A 19,627-nucleotide genomic window follows, 5' to 3' on the forward strand; every position below is an offset into this window, starting at 1 on the left:
TGCGCGCGAAGCGCAGATGCAACCGCAACAGGTGTAGTCGCCCCGCAGCACACCACACCACCGCGCTACCGTTCGTAATCCGGTTTTTCGTGTTTCCGTCGTCCCGTTTTGATGAGTGAGCCATGAAGTCACAGCCCAACCTTTCGCCAGTACAGCCGGGTACGTCCTTGTTTGCCGAGACGCTTGCCGAGCAGCGTGCGCAGCAGTTCCGGATGCGGCGCTTGCAGGTCCACAACTGGGGCACCTTCAACGGGCTGACCGAAGTGCCGATTGCGGAGAAAGGCTTCCTGTTCGTGGGTCGGTCCGGTTCGGGTAAATCGACCTTGCTGGATGCGATGTCGGCGTTGCTGACGCCACCGAGCATCGTCGACTTCAACGCCGCTGCGCGCGAGGCCGAACGCAGTGGGCGCGATCGGAGTCTGGTGTCATATGTACGCGGTGCGTGGGCCGATCAGCAGGACAGCACGTCCGGCGAAATCGCCACGCAATACCTGCGCAAGGGCGCCACCTGGACCGCATTGGTGCTGGAGTACGCAAACGCGCATGGCGAGGCGGTGAGCCTGATCCGGTTGTTCTGGATCGCCGGCAATGGCAACGCGGCGGCCGATGTGCGGCGGCATTACATGGTTGCGCCGCGCAGCTTCGATGTGGCGACCGAGCTGGATGGCTTCGATCTGGACCTGCGCAAGCTCAAGGCACGGCTGGGCGAGGAGATCGCACATTTCGACGGCTTCGCCGGCTATGCCGAACGCTTCCGGCATGCACTGGGCATCGGCAACGAGATGGCGCTGCGGCTGTTGCACAAGACCCAGTCGGCCAAGAACCTGGGCGATCTGAACGCATTTCTGCGCGGTTTCATGCTGGATGAGCCGCGTACTTTCGAAGCGGCCGACCGGCTTGTGGAGGATTTTGCCGAGCTCGATGGCGCCCACCATGCGGTGGTCACCGCACGGCGCCAGGTGGAAACGCTGACGCCTGCGCGCGAGCACCACGCGGCGCTGATGGCATTGCGCCACAGCGTTGGCGAGTTGCGCGAGCTGCAGTTGGGCGTGGACAGCTATCGCGAGCAGCAGCGGCTGGCCTTGCTGGAGGAGCGGCTGCAGGAGCTCGATCACCAGGACCGCGGACTGGCCGGCGAAGAAGGCCAGCGCCGCGAATCGCTGGATAACCACGAGCAGAAACTGAGCGGCCTGGAGCGCGAGCAGCGCGCCGCCGGCGGCGAGCAGATCGAAGAACTGGAGCGCGAGCGTGCGCGTGTGGAACGCGAGCGTGACGAACGCCTGCGTCGCCGTGCGCAGATCGAGCAGGCTTGCCGTCAGCTCGGCACCGCTCTGGCTGCCGGTGCCAGCGGTTTCGCTGCGCAGATCGCGCATGCGCAGACCGTACTGGATAACGGCAAGCACGACGCCAGCGCGCTGGATGAGGCCATTGCCGAGCGCATGGGGGTGCGGCGCGATGACGAACGCCGATTTGCCGAGATCCGTGCCGAGCTGGATGCCTTGAAGCGCGCACCGTCGAGCATGCCGGCTCCGATGCAGGCCCTGCGCGCGCGGCTGTGCGAAGACATCGGCATTGCCGAGGCCGCACTGCCGTTCGTTGGCGAGCTGGTCCAGGTGCGCGATGACCAGATGGCCTGGCGCGGTGCGATCGAGCGCGTACTGAATGGTTTTGCGCAATCGCTGTTGGTGGACGAGCGGCATTACACCCAGGTCAGCGAATGGGTCAACCGCACCCACATCGGCACGCGCCTGGTGTACTTCCGTGTGCGCCGTAACGACGAACTGCATTCGCGACGTGTCGATCCCGATGCGCTGCCTGGCAAGCTGCAATTGCGCGAGCACGCCTTCACCGAGTGGCTGCGCAACGAACTCACCCGCCGCTTCGACTACGCCTGCGTGGATAACGCAACCGCGCTGCGCAACGCCGACCGCGCGATCACCCGCGAAGGGCAGGTCAAGCATCCCGGCGATCGGTATGAGAAGGACGACCGCCACGCGGTCAACGACCGCAAGCGCTGGCTGCTCGGTCACGACAACCGCGACAAGCTCAAGGTGTTCGAGCGCGAAGCGCAGGCGTTGGCCCAGCGCATCGCCAGCTGCGATGCCGACGTCGCAGCGCTGCGCAAGCAGCGCGAGCAGGACCAGGAACGCCAGCTCGCCGCACATACGCTGGTGGAGCGCGATTGGGACGAGATCGACGTCGGCCCCAAACTGCAGCGGCTAAGCGATATCGATGAGCAGTTGGTGCAGCTGCGCGAAGGCAACAGTGGCTTGCGTGCGCTCGGTCAGGCCATCGACACCGCACGCACCTTGCGCGACCAGGCCAAGCGCACCTACGACGACGTGCGGCTGGAACGCGCGCAACTGGCGCGCGAGCGTGTGCGGCTCGAACAGCAGCATGCGGCATGTGCAGGCCGCACAGGCACCGCCACGCTCACACCCACCCAGCTGCAAGGCCTGCGGGAACGTCTTGCCGCATTGACGCCGTTGTCGCTGGACAACCTGGAAGCGCACTTCCGCGTGGTCGAGCGTGGCCTGGCCGAGCAGTTGGCCGAAAGTCAGGGCCGCGACAGCCGGCTCAGCGCGCAGTTGCTGGAATGCTTCCGCAGGTATTGCCAGCAGTGGCCTGAAGACAGCGGCGACTTCACCGTGAGTCTGGCCAGCGCCGACGATTTCCTCGCGCGCCTGGATCGACTGGAAAGCGATGGCCTGCCGCGCCACGAGCATCGCTTCTTCGACCTGTTGCAGACCCAGAGCAAGAACAACCTGCTGGCCTTGCAACGCCACACTGCCGAGGCCCACAAGGGCATCAAGCAGCGCATGGACGAGGTCAACGCCAGCCTGGAGCAGGTGCCGTTCAATCGCGACACCGTCCTGACCATCGAAGTCAGCGACCGTCGCCTGGCCGAGGTGCAGGAATTTCAGCAGCAGTTGCGCGCGGTGTTGTCGCATCAGCAGACCGAAGACCGCGCCCTGGCCGAAGCGCAGTTTTCCACCTTGCGCGCGCTGGTGGCGCGCCTGGGCGCGCAGGAGCCAGAGGCACGCCGCTGGCGCGAACAGGTGCTGGATGTGCGCCTGCATGTGGAATTCATCGGTGTGGAACTGGATGCGCAAACGCGCGCGCAGGTGGAGATCTATCGCAGCGGCGCCGGCAAATCCGGTGGTCAGCGGCAGAAACTGGCAACCACCTGCCTTGCAGCGGCGCTGCGTTATCAGCTCGGTGGCGAAGACGGCGAACTGCCGCGCTACTGCGCGGTGGTGTTGGACGAAGCCTTCGACAAGGCCGACAACGAATTCACCGCGCTGGCGATGAATATCTTCGAGAACTTCGGCTTCCAGATGGTGGTGGCCACGCCGTTGAAATCGGTGATGACGCTGGAGCCTTTCATCGGCGGCGCCTGCTTTGTCGAGATCAGCGGCCGCCACAACTCCGGCGTGTTGTTGATCGAATACGACGAGCAGGCGCAGCGATTGAAGCTACCCGAGCGCTCGCGTGGCGATGAGCCGGCGGTTGCCGATGCCGCTGCGCCAGCGATCGCGGCTGCGAGCGCGCCTGAAGAAGTGCAGGGCGCTGCACACGCAGCTGGCATGACAGCTGACGCTGTCTTGAGGTATCTGACATCGTCTGCGGCGGACGAGACCGCGTCTGCACCGCAGAAAACGCAGACGCGCAAGCGCAAGCCGGCAGGAGCGACGGCGAACAAGCGGGACAAGACCGCCAAGACCGCATCTTCCACGCGCGCTGCGGCACAGCCTCAAGCAACACATCCGAAGAAATCGCCTTTGCGCACGCCAGCTGTGGCTGGCATGCAGGCAGCGGACAAACGCACAGCGCGCGTGCCGGCGGTGTCGTCAGGAGCCGCATCCAAGTCCAACCTGGGCAAGACCGCTCGGTCTTCAAAAACGCCGGGCAAGCCGATCAAGGCGACGAGCACATCCAACGTCATATCAAAGAAAGCCGTCGCAACGTCTGCTGCATTGAACGCTGTCGCGGCCAAGCCGCGTGCAGCCGCCGCGTCGACTGGGCAGCCGGCACGTGGTCCCGGCAAGACCACCTCGACACGCGGGGCGGTGAAACCTTCGCCGGCTAAAAAGCGCGGTGCGACGGCAGGCACTGTGCAGTCGCGCGGCAAGCGCTGAAACCAGTGCACAGGTGACGCCATCTGCATGGTGGCGTCACCGCGTCGACGACGTCGCGTTGGCAGCAAGCATTCCTAGTGCAGCAGATCCCAGCCCATCTTGCCGATCAGCACGATCACCAACACCAGGAACAATTTGCGGATCAATGGCGTGCCACCGCGTAACGCCATCCGCGTGCCGGCCACTGCGCCGGCCACGTTCGCCGCCGCCATCGGAATGCCGACCGCCAACATCACCTGCCCGCTGGGCAAAAAGAACGACAACGCCGCAAGATTGGTGGCCAGGTTGACCACCTTGGCTGCGGCCGAGGCACGCAGAAAATCCAGACCGAAAAAGCGGATGAACAGGAAGATCAGAAAGCTGCCCGTGCCCGGACCGAAGAATCCGTCGTAGAAGCCAATCGCCGCGCCCATCGCCAATGCGGTCGCCAGTTCGCGCCGGCCGATCTGGCGTGGCCGATGCAGCGCTCCGAAGTCCTTCTTGATCAATGTGTAGATCAGCATCGCGACCAGTAGCATCAAAATCAGCGGCCGCACCGCTTGCTTGGGCATCAGACTGACGGCGGTCGCGCCCAGGAACGAAAACGTAAACGCCGCCGCCGTTGCATACAGCACCGGCCGCCACGGAAAGCGCACCGTGCGCGCATACCGCCATGCCGACGCACCGGTGCCAAACATCGCGCTGAACTTGTTGGTGCCCAGAATCAGCGATGGCGCCTGGTGCGGCAGCGTCGCAAACAAGCCCGGCAACTGGATCAGCCCACCGCCGCCGACCGCCGCATCCACCAGCCCGGCCACGAACGCGATGCACAGCAGCCACGGCAATTCGGTGGGAATCAATTCCAGCAAGGCCACGCTCCGCACGACGGGGCGACAGCATAGCCTCCGCTTCCCGCTTCCCGCTTCCCGCTTCCCGCTTCCCAATCCCCAATCCCCAATCCCCAATCCCATCCCGCACAATCCCCGCATGCCGACCTCCACACCGACCGACCCCTGTCCCTGTGGCCGCCCCGCCGATTACGCACGGTGTTGCGGCCCATACCACGCCGGTGCCGCCGCGCCCGATGCCCAGACCCTGATGCGTGCGCGCTACAGCGCCTATGTGCGTCGCGACGCCGCGTACCTGCTGGCCAGCTGGCATCCGTCCACGCGCCCGGCCGAGCTGTCGCTGGACGAGGGCGGGCGCACCACCTGGCTCGGCCTGACCGTGCAGCGCACGCTCGACACCGGTCCGGAGACTGCCGAGGTGGTCTTTCTGGCGCGCTATCGCATCGGTGGCGGCAGCGCGGTGCGCATGACCGAGCACAGCCGTTTCGTGCGTGAGGCTGGCGACTGGTACTACCTCGACGCGCGCTGAGCGCCACGCCGGCCAACCGTCACCGCGGCCAGCAACACAACCACCGCCTCAACCGGACGCCGGCAACCAGCATGCGACCGGTTCACTCCGCGGCCCACCAAGCCCGTTCAGCCCGACGAACGGTCTCCAGGCCCGCAGTTTGTCGACGCCACGTTCGCAGCCGATCCCCGAAGCTTGCCGCGCAGGCGAACTCCGCCGCGGGGGTGGGACTCGGATCATGGCAACCTTGAATCTCTGGCAATGGGTGATGTTGGCGGCGGTCGTGTTTGCGATCGTGCTGCCCGCGTGCGTGGCCACCGCACTGATTCGCTTCGGTCCGCGCCACGATGCACCGCGCCGCACCCGCGCGCGCCGAGTGACCGACGGCGCTCCGTCGACGCCGGCCCTGTCGCTGCTCACCGGCATCACCGGCGACGGCAGCTAAGCCCGTCAGGCCAGCGGCACCATCGGCGGCGCCGAACTGCAGCAGTCACCACGTCGGTACGCATCACCCATCACCATCGCGCTGTAGCTATCGCCTGCACGCCTGCGACTGCCCAGGTTGGCTATGCTCGGCGGCTCGACTTGCCGCGCAGGAGCACTCCACCGCATGACGTCCGCCCACCCGCCGGCCATCGCGCCATGACGCTGCCCCGGCGCACATTGCCGTTGGTGCTGGGACTGCTGCCGCTTGCCGCCTGCGCCGATCCGGCCTTCGACCGCTGCCTGGCGGGCCTGCAGACCCAGGCCGCTGCCAAGGGCGTGGACGCTGCCAGCTTTCAGCGCTTCACTGCCGGGCTGGTGCCCGATCCCAGCGTGTTGCCGCTGCTGGATGCGCAGCCCGAATTCACCACGCCGATCTGGGATTACCTGGCGAGCCTGGTCGACAGCCAGCGCGTCACCGACGGCCAGGCCATGCTGGTCACCCACCGCGAGCTGTTGACCCGCCTGTCCGAGCAGACCGGCGTCGACCCCGCCACCATCGTGGCGGTCTGGGGCGTGGAGAGCGATTACGGCCGCGTCACCGGCAAGCGCCCGCTGTTGGTGTCGCTGGCCACGCTGTCGTGCGAAGGCCGTCGCCAACCGTTCTTCCGCGGCGAGTTCCTGGCCTTGCTCAGCCTGTTGCAACGCGGCGACCTGTCGCCGGATGGCCTGACCGGCTCCTGGGCCGGTGCCTTCGGGCAAACCCAGTTCATGCCCTCGACCTACGCGCGCATCGCGGTGGACGGCGACGGCGACGGCCGCCGCGATCTGGTCACCAGCATCCCCGACGCACTGGCCTCCACCGCCAACTATCTGGTCAAGGCCGGCTGGGAGCGCGCCCGCCCGTGGGGCATGGAAGTCACCCTGCCGCGCGGCTTCGACGCCAGCAAGGCCGGGCGCACTCGCCGCCAAGCGCTGCAGGCGTGGCGGGCCGCCGGCCTGCTCGGCACCGACGGCAAGCCGCTCGCCCCGACCGGGTTGCCCGCCGAGACGCCTGCCGCGCTGCTGCTGCCGGCCGGCGCCACCGGCCCGGCGTTCCTGGTGTTCCGCAACTACGACGCGATCTACGCCTATAACGCCGCCGAAAGCTACGCGCTGTCCATCGCCCTGCTCGCCGATCGCCTGCGTGGCGGCCCCGGCCTGGTTGCGGCCTGGCCCACCGACGACCCCGGCCTGGGGCGGCCCGAACGGCGCGACCTGCAACAGCTGCTGCTGGCCCGCGGCCACCAGATCGGCGAGGCCGACGGCATGGTCGGCAGCGCCACCCGCCGCGCCATCCAGGTCGAGCAGACCCGCCTGGGCCTGCAGCCGGCCGATGGCCGCCCCGGTCAGCGCATCCTCGCCGCCCTGCGCGCCGCACCGCCGCTCACCGGCATGGCGGCCGCGCGCGGTATCGCCTTCAAGCTGCCGGCCGCCTACCCCGCCTTCGCCCAATCTCCCATCGTCCACAAGGCATCCCCCATGTCCGACACCACCGGCCTGACCACAGGCGACTTCCACGGTTTCCCGTCGCTGCTGATCGACACCCCGTTCTCCACCGCTGCCATCAGCCTGTTCGGCGGCCAGTTGCTGTCGTTCGTGCCCAAGGGCGGCCAGGACGTGATGTGGCTGTCGCCGCTCGCCAAGCAGCCGCCCACCCCGATCCGCGGCGGCGCTCCGGTGTGCTGGCCGTACTTCGGCCGCCAGGACCAGACCGGCGACGTCCCCGCCCACGGCTTCGTGCGCACCGTGGCCTGGCAACTCACCGAAAGCCGACGCGAAGACGACGGCACCGTGGTGCTCACGCTTACCCCGCCGCGCTTCGACGACCTGGCGCTGCGCCTGCGCATGACCCTGCGCATCGGCCGCACGCTGGAGCAACGCCTGATCACCGAAAACACCAGCGCCGCGCCGGTGCGTTTCACCCAGGCGCTGCACAACTACTTCCGCGTCGGCGACGCGCTCACCGTCAGCGTGCAGGGCCTGGACGGTCTGGACTATCTCGATAAATACGAGAACTACGCTACCGCCCACCGTCAGCAAGGCGACTGGAGCCTGCGCGACCCACGCGATCCCGGCCGCAGCGACCGCATCTACACCAATGCCGGTGGCCGCTACACGCTCACCGACCCGGTGCTCGGCCGCCGCATCGTCATCGCCACCGAAGGCAGCCGCTCGCTGGTGGCCTGGAACCCGGGCGAAGAAGCCGGCAAGAAGATGGCCGATGTGGGCGAGGGCTGGCGCAACTACGTCTGCCTGGAAGCGGCCAACGCCGGCCCGGACGTGATCGAACTGGCTCCCGGCGCCAGCCATACCCTGACCCAGACCATCAGCGTCGAGTAACCGCCACACCTGCCGCCGACACCAGCGGGGCAACAGAGTCGAACGCACTCCTCAACCCTTCCCTCACCGGGACGTTGTCCTCCTTCACGGGGCAGACGGTGCCCGGAGGGCAGGTGAGGGTATGAGCGCAGCCGCGTGCAGTTGAATAACACGCACGTCTCGCCCGTACCCCAGCCCCAGCCCCCGTCCGGTGCGATGGAGAGCTTTAACTCCGTCACGTTGATCTTGCTAGCCCAACAGACCGAGCGCGTCCCTCGCTACACTTGCCGCTTCGCCCAACTGCGCCGCGCGATGTCCCTCTCTCCCGAATCCGCTCCCGCCCCGGGGCGCCGCCGCGCCGCGCTGATCTTCATCTTCATCACCGTCCTGATCGACGTGCTGTCCTTCGGGGTGATCATTCCGGTGCTACCGGATCTGGTGCGTCACTTCACCGGCGGCGACTACGTGGTGGCCGCCGGCTGGATCGGCTGGTTCGGCTTCCTGTTCGCTGCCATCCAGTTTGTCTGCTCGCCATTGCAGGGCGCGCTCTCCGACCGTTTCGGTCGCCGCCCGGTGATCCTGCTGTCGTGCCTGGGCCTGGGTCTGGACTTCATCCTGATGGCCGTCGCCCACAGCCTGCCGATGCTGCTGCTGGCGCGGGTCATCTCCGGCGTGTGCTCGGCCAGCTTCTCCACCGCCAACGCCTACATCGCCGACGTCACCCCGGCCGACAAACGCGCCGGCGCGTTCGGCATGCTGGGTGCCGCGTTCGGTATTGGCTTTGTCGCCGGCCCGCTGATCGGTGGTTGGCTGGGCAGCATGGGGTTGCGCTGGCCGTTCTGGTTTGCTGCCGGCTTGGCCTTGTTGAATGTGCTGTACGGCTGGTTCGTGCTGCCCGAATCGCTGTCCGTCGAACGCCGCACCGCCCGGCTGGAGTGGTCGCATGCCAATCCGCTTGGCGCGCTCAAGCTGCTGCGGCGCTATCCGCAGGTGTTCGGTCTGGCCTCGGTGGTGTTCCTGGCCAACCTGGCGCACTACGTCTATCCCAGCATCTTCGTGCTGTTTGCCGGCTATCAATATCACTGGGGCCCACGCGAAGTGAGCTGGGTGCTGGCCGGGGTTGGCGTGTGCAGCATCATCGTCAACGTGTTGCTGGTCGGCCGTTTGGTGCGCTGGCTGGGCGAACGCCGCGCCTTGTTGCTGGGGCTGGGCTGCGGGGTGATCGGCTTCGTCATCTATGGGCTGGCCGACAGCGGCGCTGCGTTCCTGATCGGGGTGCCGATCAGCGCGTTGTGGGCGCTCGCCGGTCCTTCCGCGCAGGCACTGATCACCCGCGAGGTCGGCGCCGACGCGCAAGGTCGCGTGCAGGGCGCGCTCACCGGTCTGATGAGCCTGGCCGGTATCGCCGGTCCATTGTTGTTCGCCAATGTGTTCGCCTGGTTTATCGGCAGCGGTGCGCCACTGCATCTGCCCGGTGCACCGTGGTTGCTGGCCGGCGCCCTGCTCGCCGCAGGCTGGGGCATGGCCTGGAAACGGGCAGGGCGGGGCACCGCTAGCGCACCCGCAGCGCAGGCATAAAGCCAACCTATTCAGCTTACGCTCGCCTCCGCTTTTTATGATTTGCGCGAGCGCTGCTAGGCTGATGTCCTTCGTGCTGCGGCACTGCCTCGATCTCTTATGTCTTCCGACGCCCTGGCACTTCCGCCATCGGCCGCGCTCGCGCTGCGCCAGGCCACTCAGGACGCCCATCGCTTGGTCGAGGCAGTCCCGCTCATGCAGGCGCTGGGGCACGGGCGGGTCGATTCGGCTGCCTATGCGCAGATCTTGCGTCGCCACCATGCCTTGTTGAGCGGCTTCGAAGCGCAACTCAGCGACTGGCTCACCACCCTGGTCGGCAACGGCTGGCATTACCGCCGCCGCGTACCGGCATTGCGCGAGGACTTGCGCGCGCTCGGCCAGCAACCGGACTTGCCGGTTGCCTTACCCAGCGTCGCCGACGATGCCGCGCGCTGGGGCATGTTGTATGTCATCGAAGGCTCGCAACTGGGCGGGCGGATGATCGCGCGCAGCGTGCGCAAGCAGCAGCCCGAGCTGGCCGGCGCGCTGCGCTATTTCGAGCTGGCCGACGACGACCCGGCCGGCTGGCGCCGCTTCCAGGCGGCGCTGGATCGACGCCTCACCACCCCATCCGCGCGCGACGCCGCCATCGGCGGCGCGCATGCCATGTTCGCCCACTTCCACACCTGCCTCGCAGCGGAGCCGCACCCGTGAATCAGTCCATCGAACCCCTGGATATGGATGTCTGCGCGCGTGAGCCGATCCACATCCCCGGCATGATCCAGCCATACGGCGTGCTGCTGGTGATCGAACCGGCCGATGGCCGCATCGTGCAGGCCAGCACGACCGCCGCCGACCTGCTCGGCGTGCCGCTGCAGACGCTGTTGGGCATGCCGTATGCCCAGGTGCTGGAGGTACCCGAGGCGCAGCCATTCGCGGTGGACGCGCACCCCCAGCACCTCTTGCACGCCGAGGCGCGCTTTCCCGCCCGCGCAGTGCCGCCCGAGCATGCCTGGGTGGCCGCCTGGCATCTGTATCCGGAGCAATGGCTGGTCGAAATCGAGCCGCGCGATGCTCGCCTGATGGACGTCACCCTGCGCGAAGCGCTGCCGCTGTTGCGCAGCATCGAGCGCGATCCCGGCATCGACGAAGCGGCGGTGCGTGCGGCCAAGGGCCTGCGCAGCATGATCGGCTTCGACCGGGTGATGATTTACCGCTTCGACGAAGAGTGGAACGGCGAAGTCATTGCCGAAGCGCGTAACCCCGAGCTGGTGGCCTATCTTGGCCAGCGCTATCCCGCCACCGACATCCCGGCGCAGGCGCGCGCGCTGTATCTGCGCAACCGCGTCCGCCAGATCGCCGATGTCGGCTACCAGTCGTCGCCGATCGTGCCCACCCTGCATCCGCGCCTGGGCACCCCGGTGGATCTGAGCGATGTCAGCCTGCGCAGCGTTTCGCCGGTACATCTGGAATACCTCGCCAACATGAGCGTGAGCGCCACCCTGGTCTCTTCGTTGGTGGTCAACGATGCGTTGTGGGGGCTGATCGCCTGCCACCACTACAGCCCGCACTTCACCAGCCATGCCATGCGCGATGCCACCGATGCGGTGACCCGCGCACTGTCCGGTCGCATCGGCGCGCTGCAGGCAGTCGAGCGCGCGCGCATGGAATCGGTATTGCTCACCGTGCGCGAAAAGTTGATCACCGACTTCAACGACGCCACCCAGATGACGGTAGAGATGCTCGCCGACATGGCGCCGGACCTGATGGACGTGGTCGATGCCGATGGCGTGGCGATCTTCCATGGCAAGGAGATCAGCCGGCACGGCAGCGTTCCCGATGCGGCCGCGCTGCGGCGCATCCGCGACCATATCGAATCGGCGCACCACGATGCCTTGCGTGAGGATGCCGTCGGCGCCCTGCATGTGGAGGCGATCGGCGAGGTATTCCCGGAACTGGCCGATCTCGCGCCGCTGGCCGCCGGCTTCATCTTCGTGCCGCTGATGCCGCAGTCGCGCAGCGCCTTGCTGTGGACCCGCCGCGAAAAGGTGCAGACGGTCAACTGGGCCGGCAATCCGCAGCTGGCCAAGCTGGCCGACATTCCCAACTCACGCCTGTCGCCGCGCAAGAGCTTCGATCTCTGGCAGGAAACCGTACGCGGCCGCGCTCGGCGCTGGGCGCCGCTGCATCTGGAATCGGCGCGCAGCCTGCGCGTGCTGATTGAATTGATGGAGCGCAAGCGCTTCCAGCAGGATTTCACCCTGCTCGAAGCGTCGCTGTCGCGGCTGCGCGACGGGGTGGCCATCATCGAACGTGGCGCCGACGCCGCTGCGCACCGGCTGATGTTCGTCAACCCTGCGTTCGCCGAACTCAGTCAGACCGCAGTGGCTGACCTGATCGGCTGCGACATCCTCGCCCTGCTGGCCGATGATGCTGCGCGGGGCAAGGTCGACCTACTGGAAGAGGCGCTGCGCCTGGGCCGCGCCGCCTACGTCACCCTGCCGCTGCGCACCCAGGATGGCGAGCCGGCATATCGCCAATTCCATCTCGAACCCTTGCCCAGCCCTAGCGGCGTGACCGCGCACTGGCTGCTGCAATTACGCGATCCGGAATAAGCACTGCTATCGATATCGTGAGTGCGGTGGGTGCCGGCGCATTGTTTGCCGTGTCGTTGTTGCAGGCGAGGGATCGCGCCCACGGGATGCCTCGAGTCAACCGGCAGGGCGTGGTGACGCGATGCCTTGTGCTTCCCGGTGGTCGCGACTGCCACGAGGGGCCTGCCAGCTTCGATATCAACCCGCGCACTGCGGGTTGCACGAATGAATTCGGCTCCCCGCAGTGCTGAAGCGAGACACCGCGCAGGCGGGAGAACGGGGCGACCAAACAGCCATGCGGCCGCCGCACGTGTCTGCCGCTCTTGTCACTGCATCAGTGGGACGCGTGTCACTGCGCCGTCTTCGGTCGTAATGCCAACAATGTGATCGTTCCGGCCACCAAGCCCCAGAACGCCGCGCCGATCCCGCCCAGCGTCAGCCCGGAGGCGGTGACCAGAAAGGTAATCAAGGCGGCTTCGCGTTCGCTGTCCTCGCGCAGTGCCGCCGCCAGGCTATTGCCGATGGTCCCCAACAGGGCGATCCCGGCAATCGCCATGACCAGCTCACGCGGGAAGGCCGCAAACACCGCCGCCACGGTCGCGCCGAATAACCCGATCACCACATAGAACACGCCGGCGCTCACTGCAGCGGTGTAGCGCCGTGCCGGATCTTCGTGCGCTTCCCGGCCCATGCAGATCGCCGCGGTAATCGCCGCCAGATTCAACGCAAAGCTCCCGAACGGCGCCAGTACCGTATTGACTGCGCCGATCCAGCCGATCGTCGGCGAGATGGGCACCGCATAGCCGGATGCCCGCGTCACCGCCACGCCCGGCACGTTCTGCGAGGCCATGGTCACCACAAACAACGGAATCGCCAGACCAAACAGTGCCGCCCCCGACAGCGACGGCACCACCAACACCGGGCGTGCCAATTCCAATTGCACTGTTCCCAACTGCAGCAGCCCGCCGCTGGCGGCAATCGCAACGCCCACCAATAAAGTCGCAATCACCGCATAGCGCGCAAACCAGCGTCGCCCGCACAGATAGGTGACCAGCATCGCCAGCGCCAGCAGCACCTGGCTTTGCATGGCTACGAAGATGTCCAGGCCAAAGCGCAATAGCACTCCGGCCAACATTCCCGAGGCGAGTGAAATCGGAATGCGCCGGATCGCTTGCTCAAACAGTCCCGAAAACCCGGCCACCATGGCCAATACCGCAGCCACCACAAACGCACCGATGGCCTCGCGCAACGGCACCCCGGCCGCGCTGCCGATCAGCATGGCTGCACCAGGCGTGGACCAGGCCGTCACCACCGGCACCCGGTAGCGCAGCGACAACCCGATACAGGTCACGCCCATGCCGATGCCTAGCGCCCACATCCACGACGCGATCTCCGCCTGATCGGCGCCCAGGTGGCGCGCCGCCTCGAACACGATCACCGCAGAGCTGGCAAACCCCACCAGTACGGTGACAAAGCCGGCGGCAATCGCAGGCAGCGATAGATCACGGAGCAGATTGCGGGAAGCGGGCATGCGGACTCCTCCAGCTAGTGCGTGCATCTTCGCCGAGCCCATCGACGATCGATACCCTGCTGATATGTGTACAGCTGCCAACCCGAATAAGCGTTGCAACCCGGAGATGCGCGGAGAGGCCAGTGCGTGCAATTGCCCGCTGTACAAAGGCGGCTGCAGGTCGATGTCATGCGCCTGTCAAAAAGTGCTTGCACTTCTGTCCAGGCTCGATAAACTGCGCGGCCTCGCTCAGGACGGCGGCGCTTCTTCAAGCACCGCAACAACGAACGGGTCGAATCGACAACATCACGCGGTGTTGACGAAACGGAAAAGCCGGCTATGATGTGCGGCTCGCTACACGTAAAGACGCTACGGCGGATTGAAGTGCAGCGGCGGCAACGTCCTCTTCACGAGGGGTTGACGAGGATGAAAAGCCTGCTAATATGGCCGGCTCGCTTCGCAGAAAGCCTTCGGGTCGAAACGAAGCAGCGTCAACCACCTCGAAACAAGGTGTTGACGGCAAGAAAAAGCCCGCTATAATGGGCGGCTCGCTTCGACGGAAACGACGAAGCTGACGGGAACGGCGCTGAGGCCACTTCCCAATGTTCTTTGACAGTGTGCGCAGGTAATTTGTGCGGACGCCTGCAGGAAGGATGATTGTCCATCTTGCAGACGTTTAATCAAAAAGCAACATATTAATTGCTTTGCAAGCGATAAGTTGTCAGTGGTTGAACTTCTGCAGCTAAAGTATTTGTCTTCGGACATGTAATTTTAAGTGAAGAGTTTGATCCTGGCTCAGAGTGAACGCTGGCGGCAGGCCTAACACATGCAAGTCGAACGGCAGCACAGTAAGAGCTTGCTCTTATGGGTGGCGAGTGGCGGACGGGTGAGGAATACATCGGAATCTACTCTTTCGTGGGGGATAACGTAGGGAAACTTACGCTAATACCGCATACGACCTACGGGTGAAAGCGGAGGACCTTCGGGCTTCGCGCGATTGAATGAGCCGATGTCGGATTAGCTAGTTGGCGGGGTAAAGGCCCACCAAGGCGACGATCCGTAGCTGGTCTGAGAGGATGATCAGCCACACTGGAACTGAGACACGGTCCAGACTCCTACGGGAGGCAGCAGTGGGGAATATTGGACAATGGGCGCAAGCCTGATCCAGCCATGCCGCGTGGGTGAAGAAGGCCTTCGGGTTGTAAAGCCCTTTTGTTGGGAAAGAAAAGCAATCGGTTAATACCCGGTTGTTCTGACGGTACCCAAAGAATAAGCACCGGCTAACTTCGTGCCAGCAGCCGCGGTAATACGAAGGGTGCAAGCGTTACTCGGAATTACTGGGCGTAAAGCGTGCGTAGGTGGTGGTTTAAGTCTGTTGTGAAAGCCCTGGGCTCAACCTGGGAATTGCAGTGGATACTGGGTCACTAGAGTGTGGTAGAGGGTAGCGGAATTCCCGGTGTAGCAGTGAAATGCGTAGAGATCGGGAGGAACATCCGTGGCGAAGGCGGCTACCTGGACCAACACTGACACTGAGGCACGAAAGCGTGGGGAGCAAACAGGATTAGATACCCTGGTAGTCCACGCCCTAAACGATGCGAACTGGATGTTGGGTGCAATTTGGCACGCAGTATCGAAGCTAACGCGTTAAGTTCGCCGCCTGGGGAGTACGGTCGCAAGACTGAAACTCAAAGGAATTGACGGGGGCCCGCACAAGCGGTGGAGTATGTGGTTTAATTCGATGCAACGCGAAGAACCTTACCTGGTCTTGACATCCACGGAACTTTCCAGAGATGGATTGGTGCCTTCGGGAACCGTGAGACAGGTGCTGCATGGCTGTCGTCAGCTCGTGTCGTGAGATGTTGGGTTAAGTCCCGCAACGAGCGCAACCCTTGTCCTTAGTTGCCAGCACGTAATGGTGGGAACTCTAAGGAGACCGCCGGTGACAAACCGGAGGAAGGTGGGGATGACGTCAAGTCATCATGGCCCTTACGACCAGGGCTACACACGTACTACAATGGTAGGGACAGAGGGCTGCAAACCCGCGAGGGCAAGCCAATCCCAGAAACCCTATCTCAGTCCGGATTGGAGTCTGCAACTCGACTCCATGAAGTCGGAATCGCTAGTAATCGCAGATCAGCATTGCTGCGGTGAATACGTTCCCGGGCCTTGTACACACCGCCCGTCACACCATGGGAGTTTGTTGCACCAGAAGCAGGTAGCTTAACCTTCGGGAGGGCGCTTGCCACGGTGTGGCCGATGACTGGGGTGAAGTCGTAACAAGGTAGCCGTATCGGAAGGTGCGGCTGGATCACCTCCTTTTGAGCATGACGTCATCGTCTTGTCGGGCGTCCTCACAAATTACCTGCATTCAGAGATTCATACCGGCACAGGTCGGTATGCGAAGTCCCTTTTGGGGCCTTAGCTCAGCTGGGAGAGCACCTGCTTTGCAAGCAGGGGGTCGTCGGTTCGATCCCGACAGGCTCCACCATATTGAGTGAAAAGACTTCGGGTCTGTAGCTCAGGTGGTTAGAGCGCACCCCTGATAAGGGTGAGGTCGGTAGTTCGAGTCTACCCAGACCCACCACTCTGAATGTAGTGCACACTTAAGAATTTATATGGCTCAGCGTTGAGGCTGAGACATGTTCTTTTATAACTTGTGACGTAGCGAGCGTTTGAGATATCTATCTAAACGTGTCGTTGAGGCTAAGGCGGGGACTTCGAGTCCCTAAATAATTGAGTCGTATGTTCGCGTTGGTGGCTTTGTACCCCACACAACACGGCATGTGACCCTGAGGCAACTTGGGGTTATATGGTCAAGCGAATAAGCGCACACGGTGGATGCCTAGGCGGTCAGAGGCGATGAAGGACGTGGTAGCCTGCGAAAAGTGTCGGGGAGCTGGCAACAAGCTTTGATCCGGCAATATCCGAATGGGGAAACCCACTGCTTCGGCAGTATCCTGCAGTGAATTCATAGCTGCTGGAAGCGAACCCGGTGAACTGAAATATCTAAGTAACCGGAGGAAAAGAAATCAACCGAGATTCCCTAAGTAGTGACGAGCGAACGGGGAACAGCCCTTAAGCTGGAATGGCTTTAGAAAAACAATCTGGAAAGATTGGCCATAGAAGGTGATAGCCCTGTATTTAAAAGGGCCACTCCAGTGAAGACGAGTAGGGCGGGGCACGTGAAACCCTGTCTGAATATGGGGGGACCATCCTCCAAGGCTAAATACTCCTGACCGACCGATAGTGAACCAGTACCGTGAGGGAAAGGCGAAAAGAACCCCGGAGAGGGGAGTGAAATAGATCCTGAAACCGTGTGCGTACAAGCAGTAGGAGCTCGCAAGAGTGACTGCGTACCTTTTGTATAATGGGTCAGCGACTTACTGTTCGTGGCAAGCTTAACCGTATAGGGGAGGCGAAGGGAAACCGAGTCTGATAAGGGCGCATAGTCGCGGGCAGTAGACCCGAAACCGGGTGATCTAGTCATGGCCAGGGTGAAGGTGCCGTAACAGGTACTGGAGGCCCGAACCCACGTCTGTTGCAAAAGACGGGGATGAGCTGTGATTAGGAGTGAAAAGCTAATCGAACCCGGAGATAGCTGGTTCTCCTCGAAAGCTATTTAGGTAGCGCCTCGGACGAATACTACTGGGGGTAGAGCACTGTTATGGCTAGGGGGTCATCGCGACTTACCAAACCATTGCAAACTCCGAATACCAGTACGTACTATCCGGGAGACACACGGCGGGTGCTAACGTCCGTCGTGAAAAGGGAAACAACCCAGACCCACAGCTAAGGTCCCAAATTCACTGCTAAGTGGAAAACGATGTGGAAAGGCATAGACAGCCAGGAGGTTGGCTTAGAAGCAGCCACCCTTTAAAGAAAGCGTAATAGCTCACTGGTCGAGTCGGTCTGCGCGGAAGATTTAACGGGGCTAAGCAGTGAACCGAAGCTTGGGGTGCATAAAACTTCGGTTTTATGCGCGGTAGAGGAGCGTTCCGTAAGCCTGCGAAGGTGGATTGAGAAGTCCGCTGGAGGTATCGGAAGTGCGAATGCTGACATGAGTAACGATAATGCGGGTGAAAAGCCCGCACGCCGAAAGCCCAAGGTTTCCTTGCGCAACGTTAATCGACGCAGGGTTAGTCGGTCCCTAAGGCGAGGGCGAAAGCCGTAGTCGATGGGAAGCAGGTTAATATTCCTGCACCTCGCGTGAGTGCGATGGAGGGACGGAGAAGGTTAGGTGTACCGGGCGTTGGTTGTCCCGGGGAAAGGCGGTAGGTTTGGATCTTTGGCAAATCCGGGATCCTTTAAGACCGAGCACCGAGACGAGCCTTTATGGCGAAGTCACTGATACCACGCTTCCAGGAAAAGCTCCTAAGCTTCAGCTCACGAAGACCGTACCGTAAACCGACACAGGTGGGTAGGATGAGAATTCTCAGGCGCTTGAGAGAACTCGGGTGAAGGAACTAGGCAACATGGCACCGTAACTTCGGGAGAAGGTGCACCCTTTTTGGTGGCTCATGCGAGCTATAGCTGAAGAGGGTCGCAGAAACCAGGCCGCTGCGACTGTTTATCAAAAACACAGCACTCTGCAAACACGAAAGTGGACGTATAGGGTGTGACGCCTGCCCGGTGCTGGAAGGTTAATTGATGGGGTCAGCCGCAAGGCGAAGCTCTTGATCGAAGCCCCAGTAAACGGCGGCCGTAACTATAACGGTCCTAAGGTAGCGAAATTCCTTGTCGGGTAAGTTCCGACCTGCACGAATGGCGTAACGACAGCGGCGCTGTCTCCACCCGAGACTCAGTGAAATTGAAATCGCTGTGAAGATGCAGCGTTCCCGTGGCAAGACGGAAAGACCCCGTGAACCTTTACTATAGCTTTACACTGAACGTTGAGTTCGTCTGTGTAGGATAGGTGGGAGGCTATGAAACTGTGGCGCTAGCTGCAGTGGAGCCATCCTTGAAATACCACCCTGTCGTGCTTGACGTTCTAACCTAGGTCCGTTATCCGGATCAGGGACCGTGTATGGTGGGTAGTTTGACTGGGGCGGTCTCCTCCTAAAGAGTAACGGAGGAGCACGAAGGTACGCTCAGCGCGGTCGGACATCGCGCACTGTGTGCAAAGGCATAAGCGTGCTTGACTGCAAGATCGACGGATCAAGCAGGTACGAAAGTAGGTCTTAGTGATCCGGTGGTTCTGTATGGAAGGGCCATCGCTCAACGGATAAAAGGTACTCCGGGGATAACAGGCTGATACCGCCCAAGAGTTCATATCGACGGCGGTGTTTGGCACCTCGATGTCGGCTCATCACATCCTGGGGCTGTAGTCGGTCCCAAGGGTATGGCTGTTCGCCATTTAAAGTGGTACGCGAGCTGGGTTCAGAACGTCGTGAGACAGTTCGGTCCCTATCTGCCATGGGCGTTGGAAGTTTGAGAGGGGCTGCTCCTAGTACGAGAGGACCGGAGTGGACGAACCTCTGGTGTTCCGGTTGTCACGCCAGTGGCATTGCCGGGTAGCTATGTTCGGAAGCGATAACCGCTGAAAGCATCTAAGCGGGAAGCGCGCCTCAAGATGAGACTTCCCGGGGCACAAGCCCCCTAAAGGAACCATGTAGACTACGTGGTTGATAGGTCAGGTGTGTAAGTACAGCAATGTATTGAGCTAACTGATACTAATGATCCGTGCGGCTTGACCATATAACCTCAAGTTG

Annotated in this window: 9 protein-coding genes, 2 tRNA genes and 2 rRNA genes; 11 read left to right on the forward strand and 2 right to left on the reverse strand. The window is 63.1% G+C overall.

Annotated features, from left to right (window positions below; genetic code table 11):
- Positions 1-122 precede the first annotated feature (122 nt).
- The gene (locus M0D43_RS11780; RefSeq protein WP_252164772.1) at positions 123-4,139 is read left to right on the forward strand and encodes an ATP-binding protein; all 4,017 of its coding nucleotides are present in this window, start codon (positions 123-125) and stop codon (positions 4,137-4,139) included.
- 74 nt (positions 4,140-4,213) lie between these two features.
- Here M0D43_RS11780 and M0D43_RS11785 read toward each other — a convergent pair whose 3' ends face one another.
- The gene (locus tag M0D43_RS11785) at positions 4,214-4,993 is read right to left on the reverse strand and encodes a sulfite exporter TauE/SafE family protein (RefSeq protein WP_252165039.1); all 780 of its coding nucleotides are present in this window, start codon (positions 4,991-4,993) and stop codon (positions 4,214-4,216) included.
- Between the two features lie 112 nt (positions 4,994-5,105).
- Here M0D43_RS11785 and M0D43_RS11790 point away from each other — a divergent pair, with 112 nt between their 5' ends.
- From M0D43_RS11790 to bphP, 6 genes are all read left to right on the forward strand, one after another.
- Entirely contained in the window at positions 5,106-5,495 is a 390-nt protein-coding gene (locus M0D43_RS11790) for a YchJ family protein (RefSeq protein ID WP_252164773.1), read from the forward strand.
- A 217-nt stretch (positions 5,496-5,712) separates the two neighbouring features.
- Positions 5,713-5,919: a hypothetical protein gene (locus tag M0D43_RS11795; protein ID WP_252164774.1), complete on the forward strand. Its 207-nt coding sequence runs from the start codon at positions 5,713-5,715 to the stop codon at positions 5,917-5,919.
- Between the two features lie 197 nt (positions 5,920-6,116).
- Entirely contained in the window at positions 6,117-8,279 is a 2,163-nt protein-coding gene (locus M0D43_RS11800; RefSeq protein ID WP_252164775.1) for a lytic murein transglycosylase, read from the forward strand.
- Positions 8,280-8,570: 291 nt separating this feature from the next.
- The gene (locus M0D43_RS11805) at positions 8,571-9,836 is read left to right on the forward strand and encodes a TCR/Tet family MFS transporter (RefSeq protein ID WP_252164776.1); all 1,266 of its coding nucleotides are present in this window, start codon (positions 8,571-8,573) and stop codon (positions 9,834-9,836) included.
- Between the two features lie 99 nt (positions 9,837-9,935).
- Positions 9,936-10,529 (forward strand): biliverdin-producing heme oxygenase, encoded by a 594-nt coding sequence (locus M0D43_RS11810; RefSeq protein WP_252164777.1) that lies wholly within the window; start codon positions 9,936-9,938, stop codon positions 10,527-10,529.
- A complete protein-coding gene (bphP, locus tag M0D43_RS11815; protein WP_252164778.1) occupies positions 10,526-12,430 on the forward strand; it encodes a bacteriophytochrome BphP in 1,905 nt (634 codons plus the stop codon). Before M0D43_RS11810 ends, bphP begins: the two co-directional genes overlap by 4 nt.
- 328 nt (positions 12,431-12,758) lie before the next feature.
- Here bphP and M0D43_RS11820 read toward each other — a convergent pair whose 3' ends face one another.
- Positions 12,759-13,940, reverse strand: a complete 1,182-nt coding sequence (locus tag M0D43_RS11820; RefSeq protein WP_252164779.1) for a benzoate/H(+) symporter BenE family transporter — start codon at positions 13,938-13,940, stop codon at positions 12,759-12,761.
- 751 nt (positions 13,941-14,691) lie between these two features.
- On the opposite strand from M0D43_RS11820, the gene M0D43_RS11825 reads away from it, so the two are divergent.
- The 4 genes from M0D43_RS11825 (at position 14,692) to M0D43_RS11840 (ending at position 19,613) form a co-directional block, all read left to right on the forward strand.
- Positions 14,692-16,238, forward strand: a 16S ribosomal RNA gene (locus M0D43_RS11825).
- Positions 16,239-16,331: 93 nt separating this feature from the next.
- A tRNA-Ala gene (locus M0D43_RS11830) sits at positions 16,332-16,407 on the forward strand.
- Between the two features lie 19 nt (positions 16,408-16,426).
- Positions 16,427-16,503, forward strand: a tRNA-Ile gene (locus tag M0D43_RS11835).
- A gap of 227 nt (positions 16,504-16,730) precedes the next feature.
- A 23S ribosomal RNA gene (locus tag M0D43_RS11840) occupies positions 16,731-19,613 on the forward strand.
- The 16S and 23S rRNA genes sit together here with 2 tRNA genes alongside, the layout of an rRNA operon.
- Positions 19,614-19,627: the final 14 nt, after the last annotated feature.

It is taken from the genome of Xanthomonas prunicola (genome assembly GCF_025266575.1).
Lineage (GTDB): Bacteria > Pseudomonadota > Gammaproteobacteria > Xanthomonadales > Xanthomonadaceae > Xanthomonas > Xanthomonas prunicola.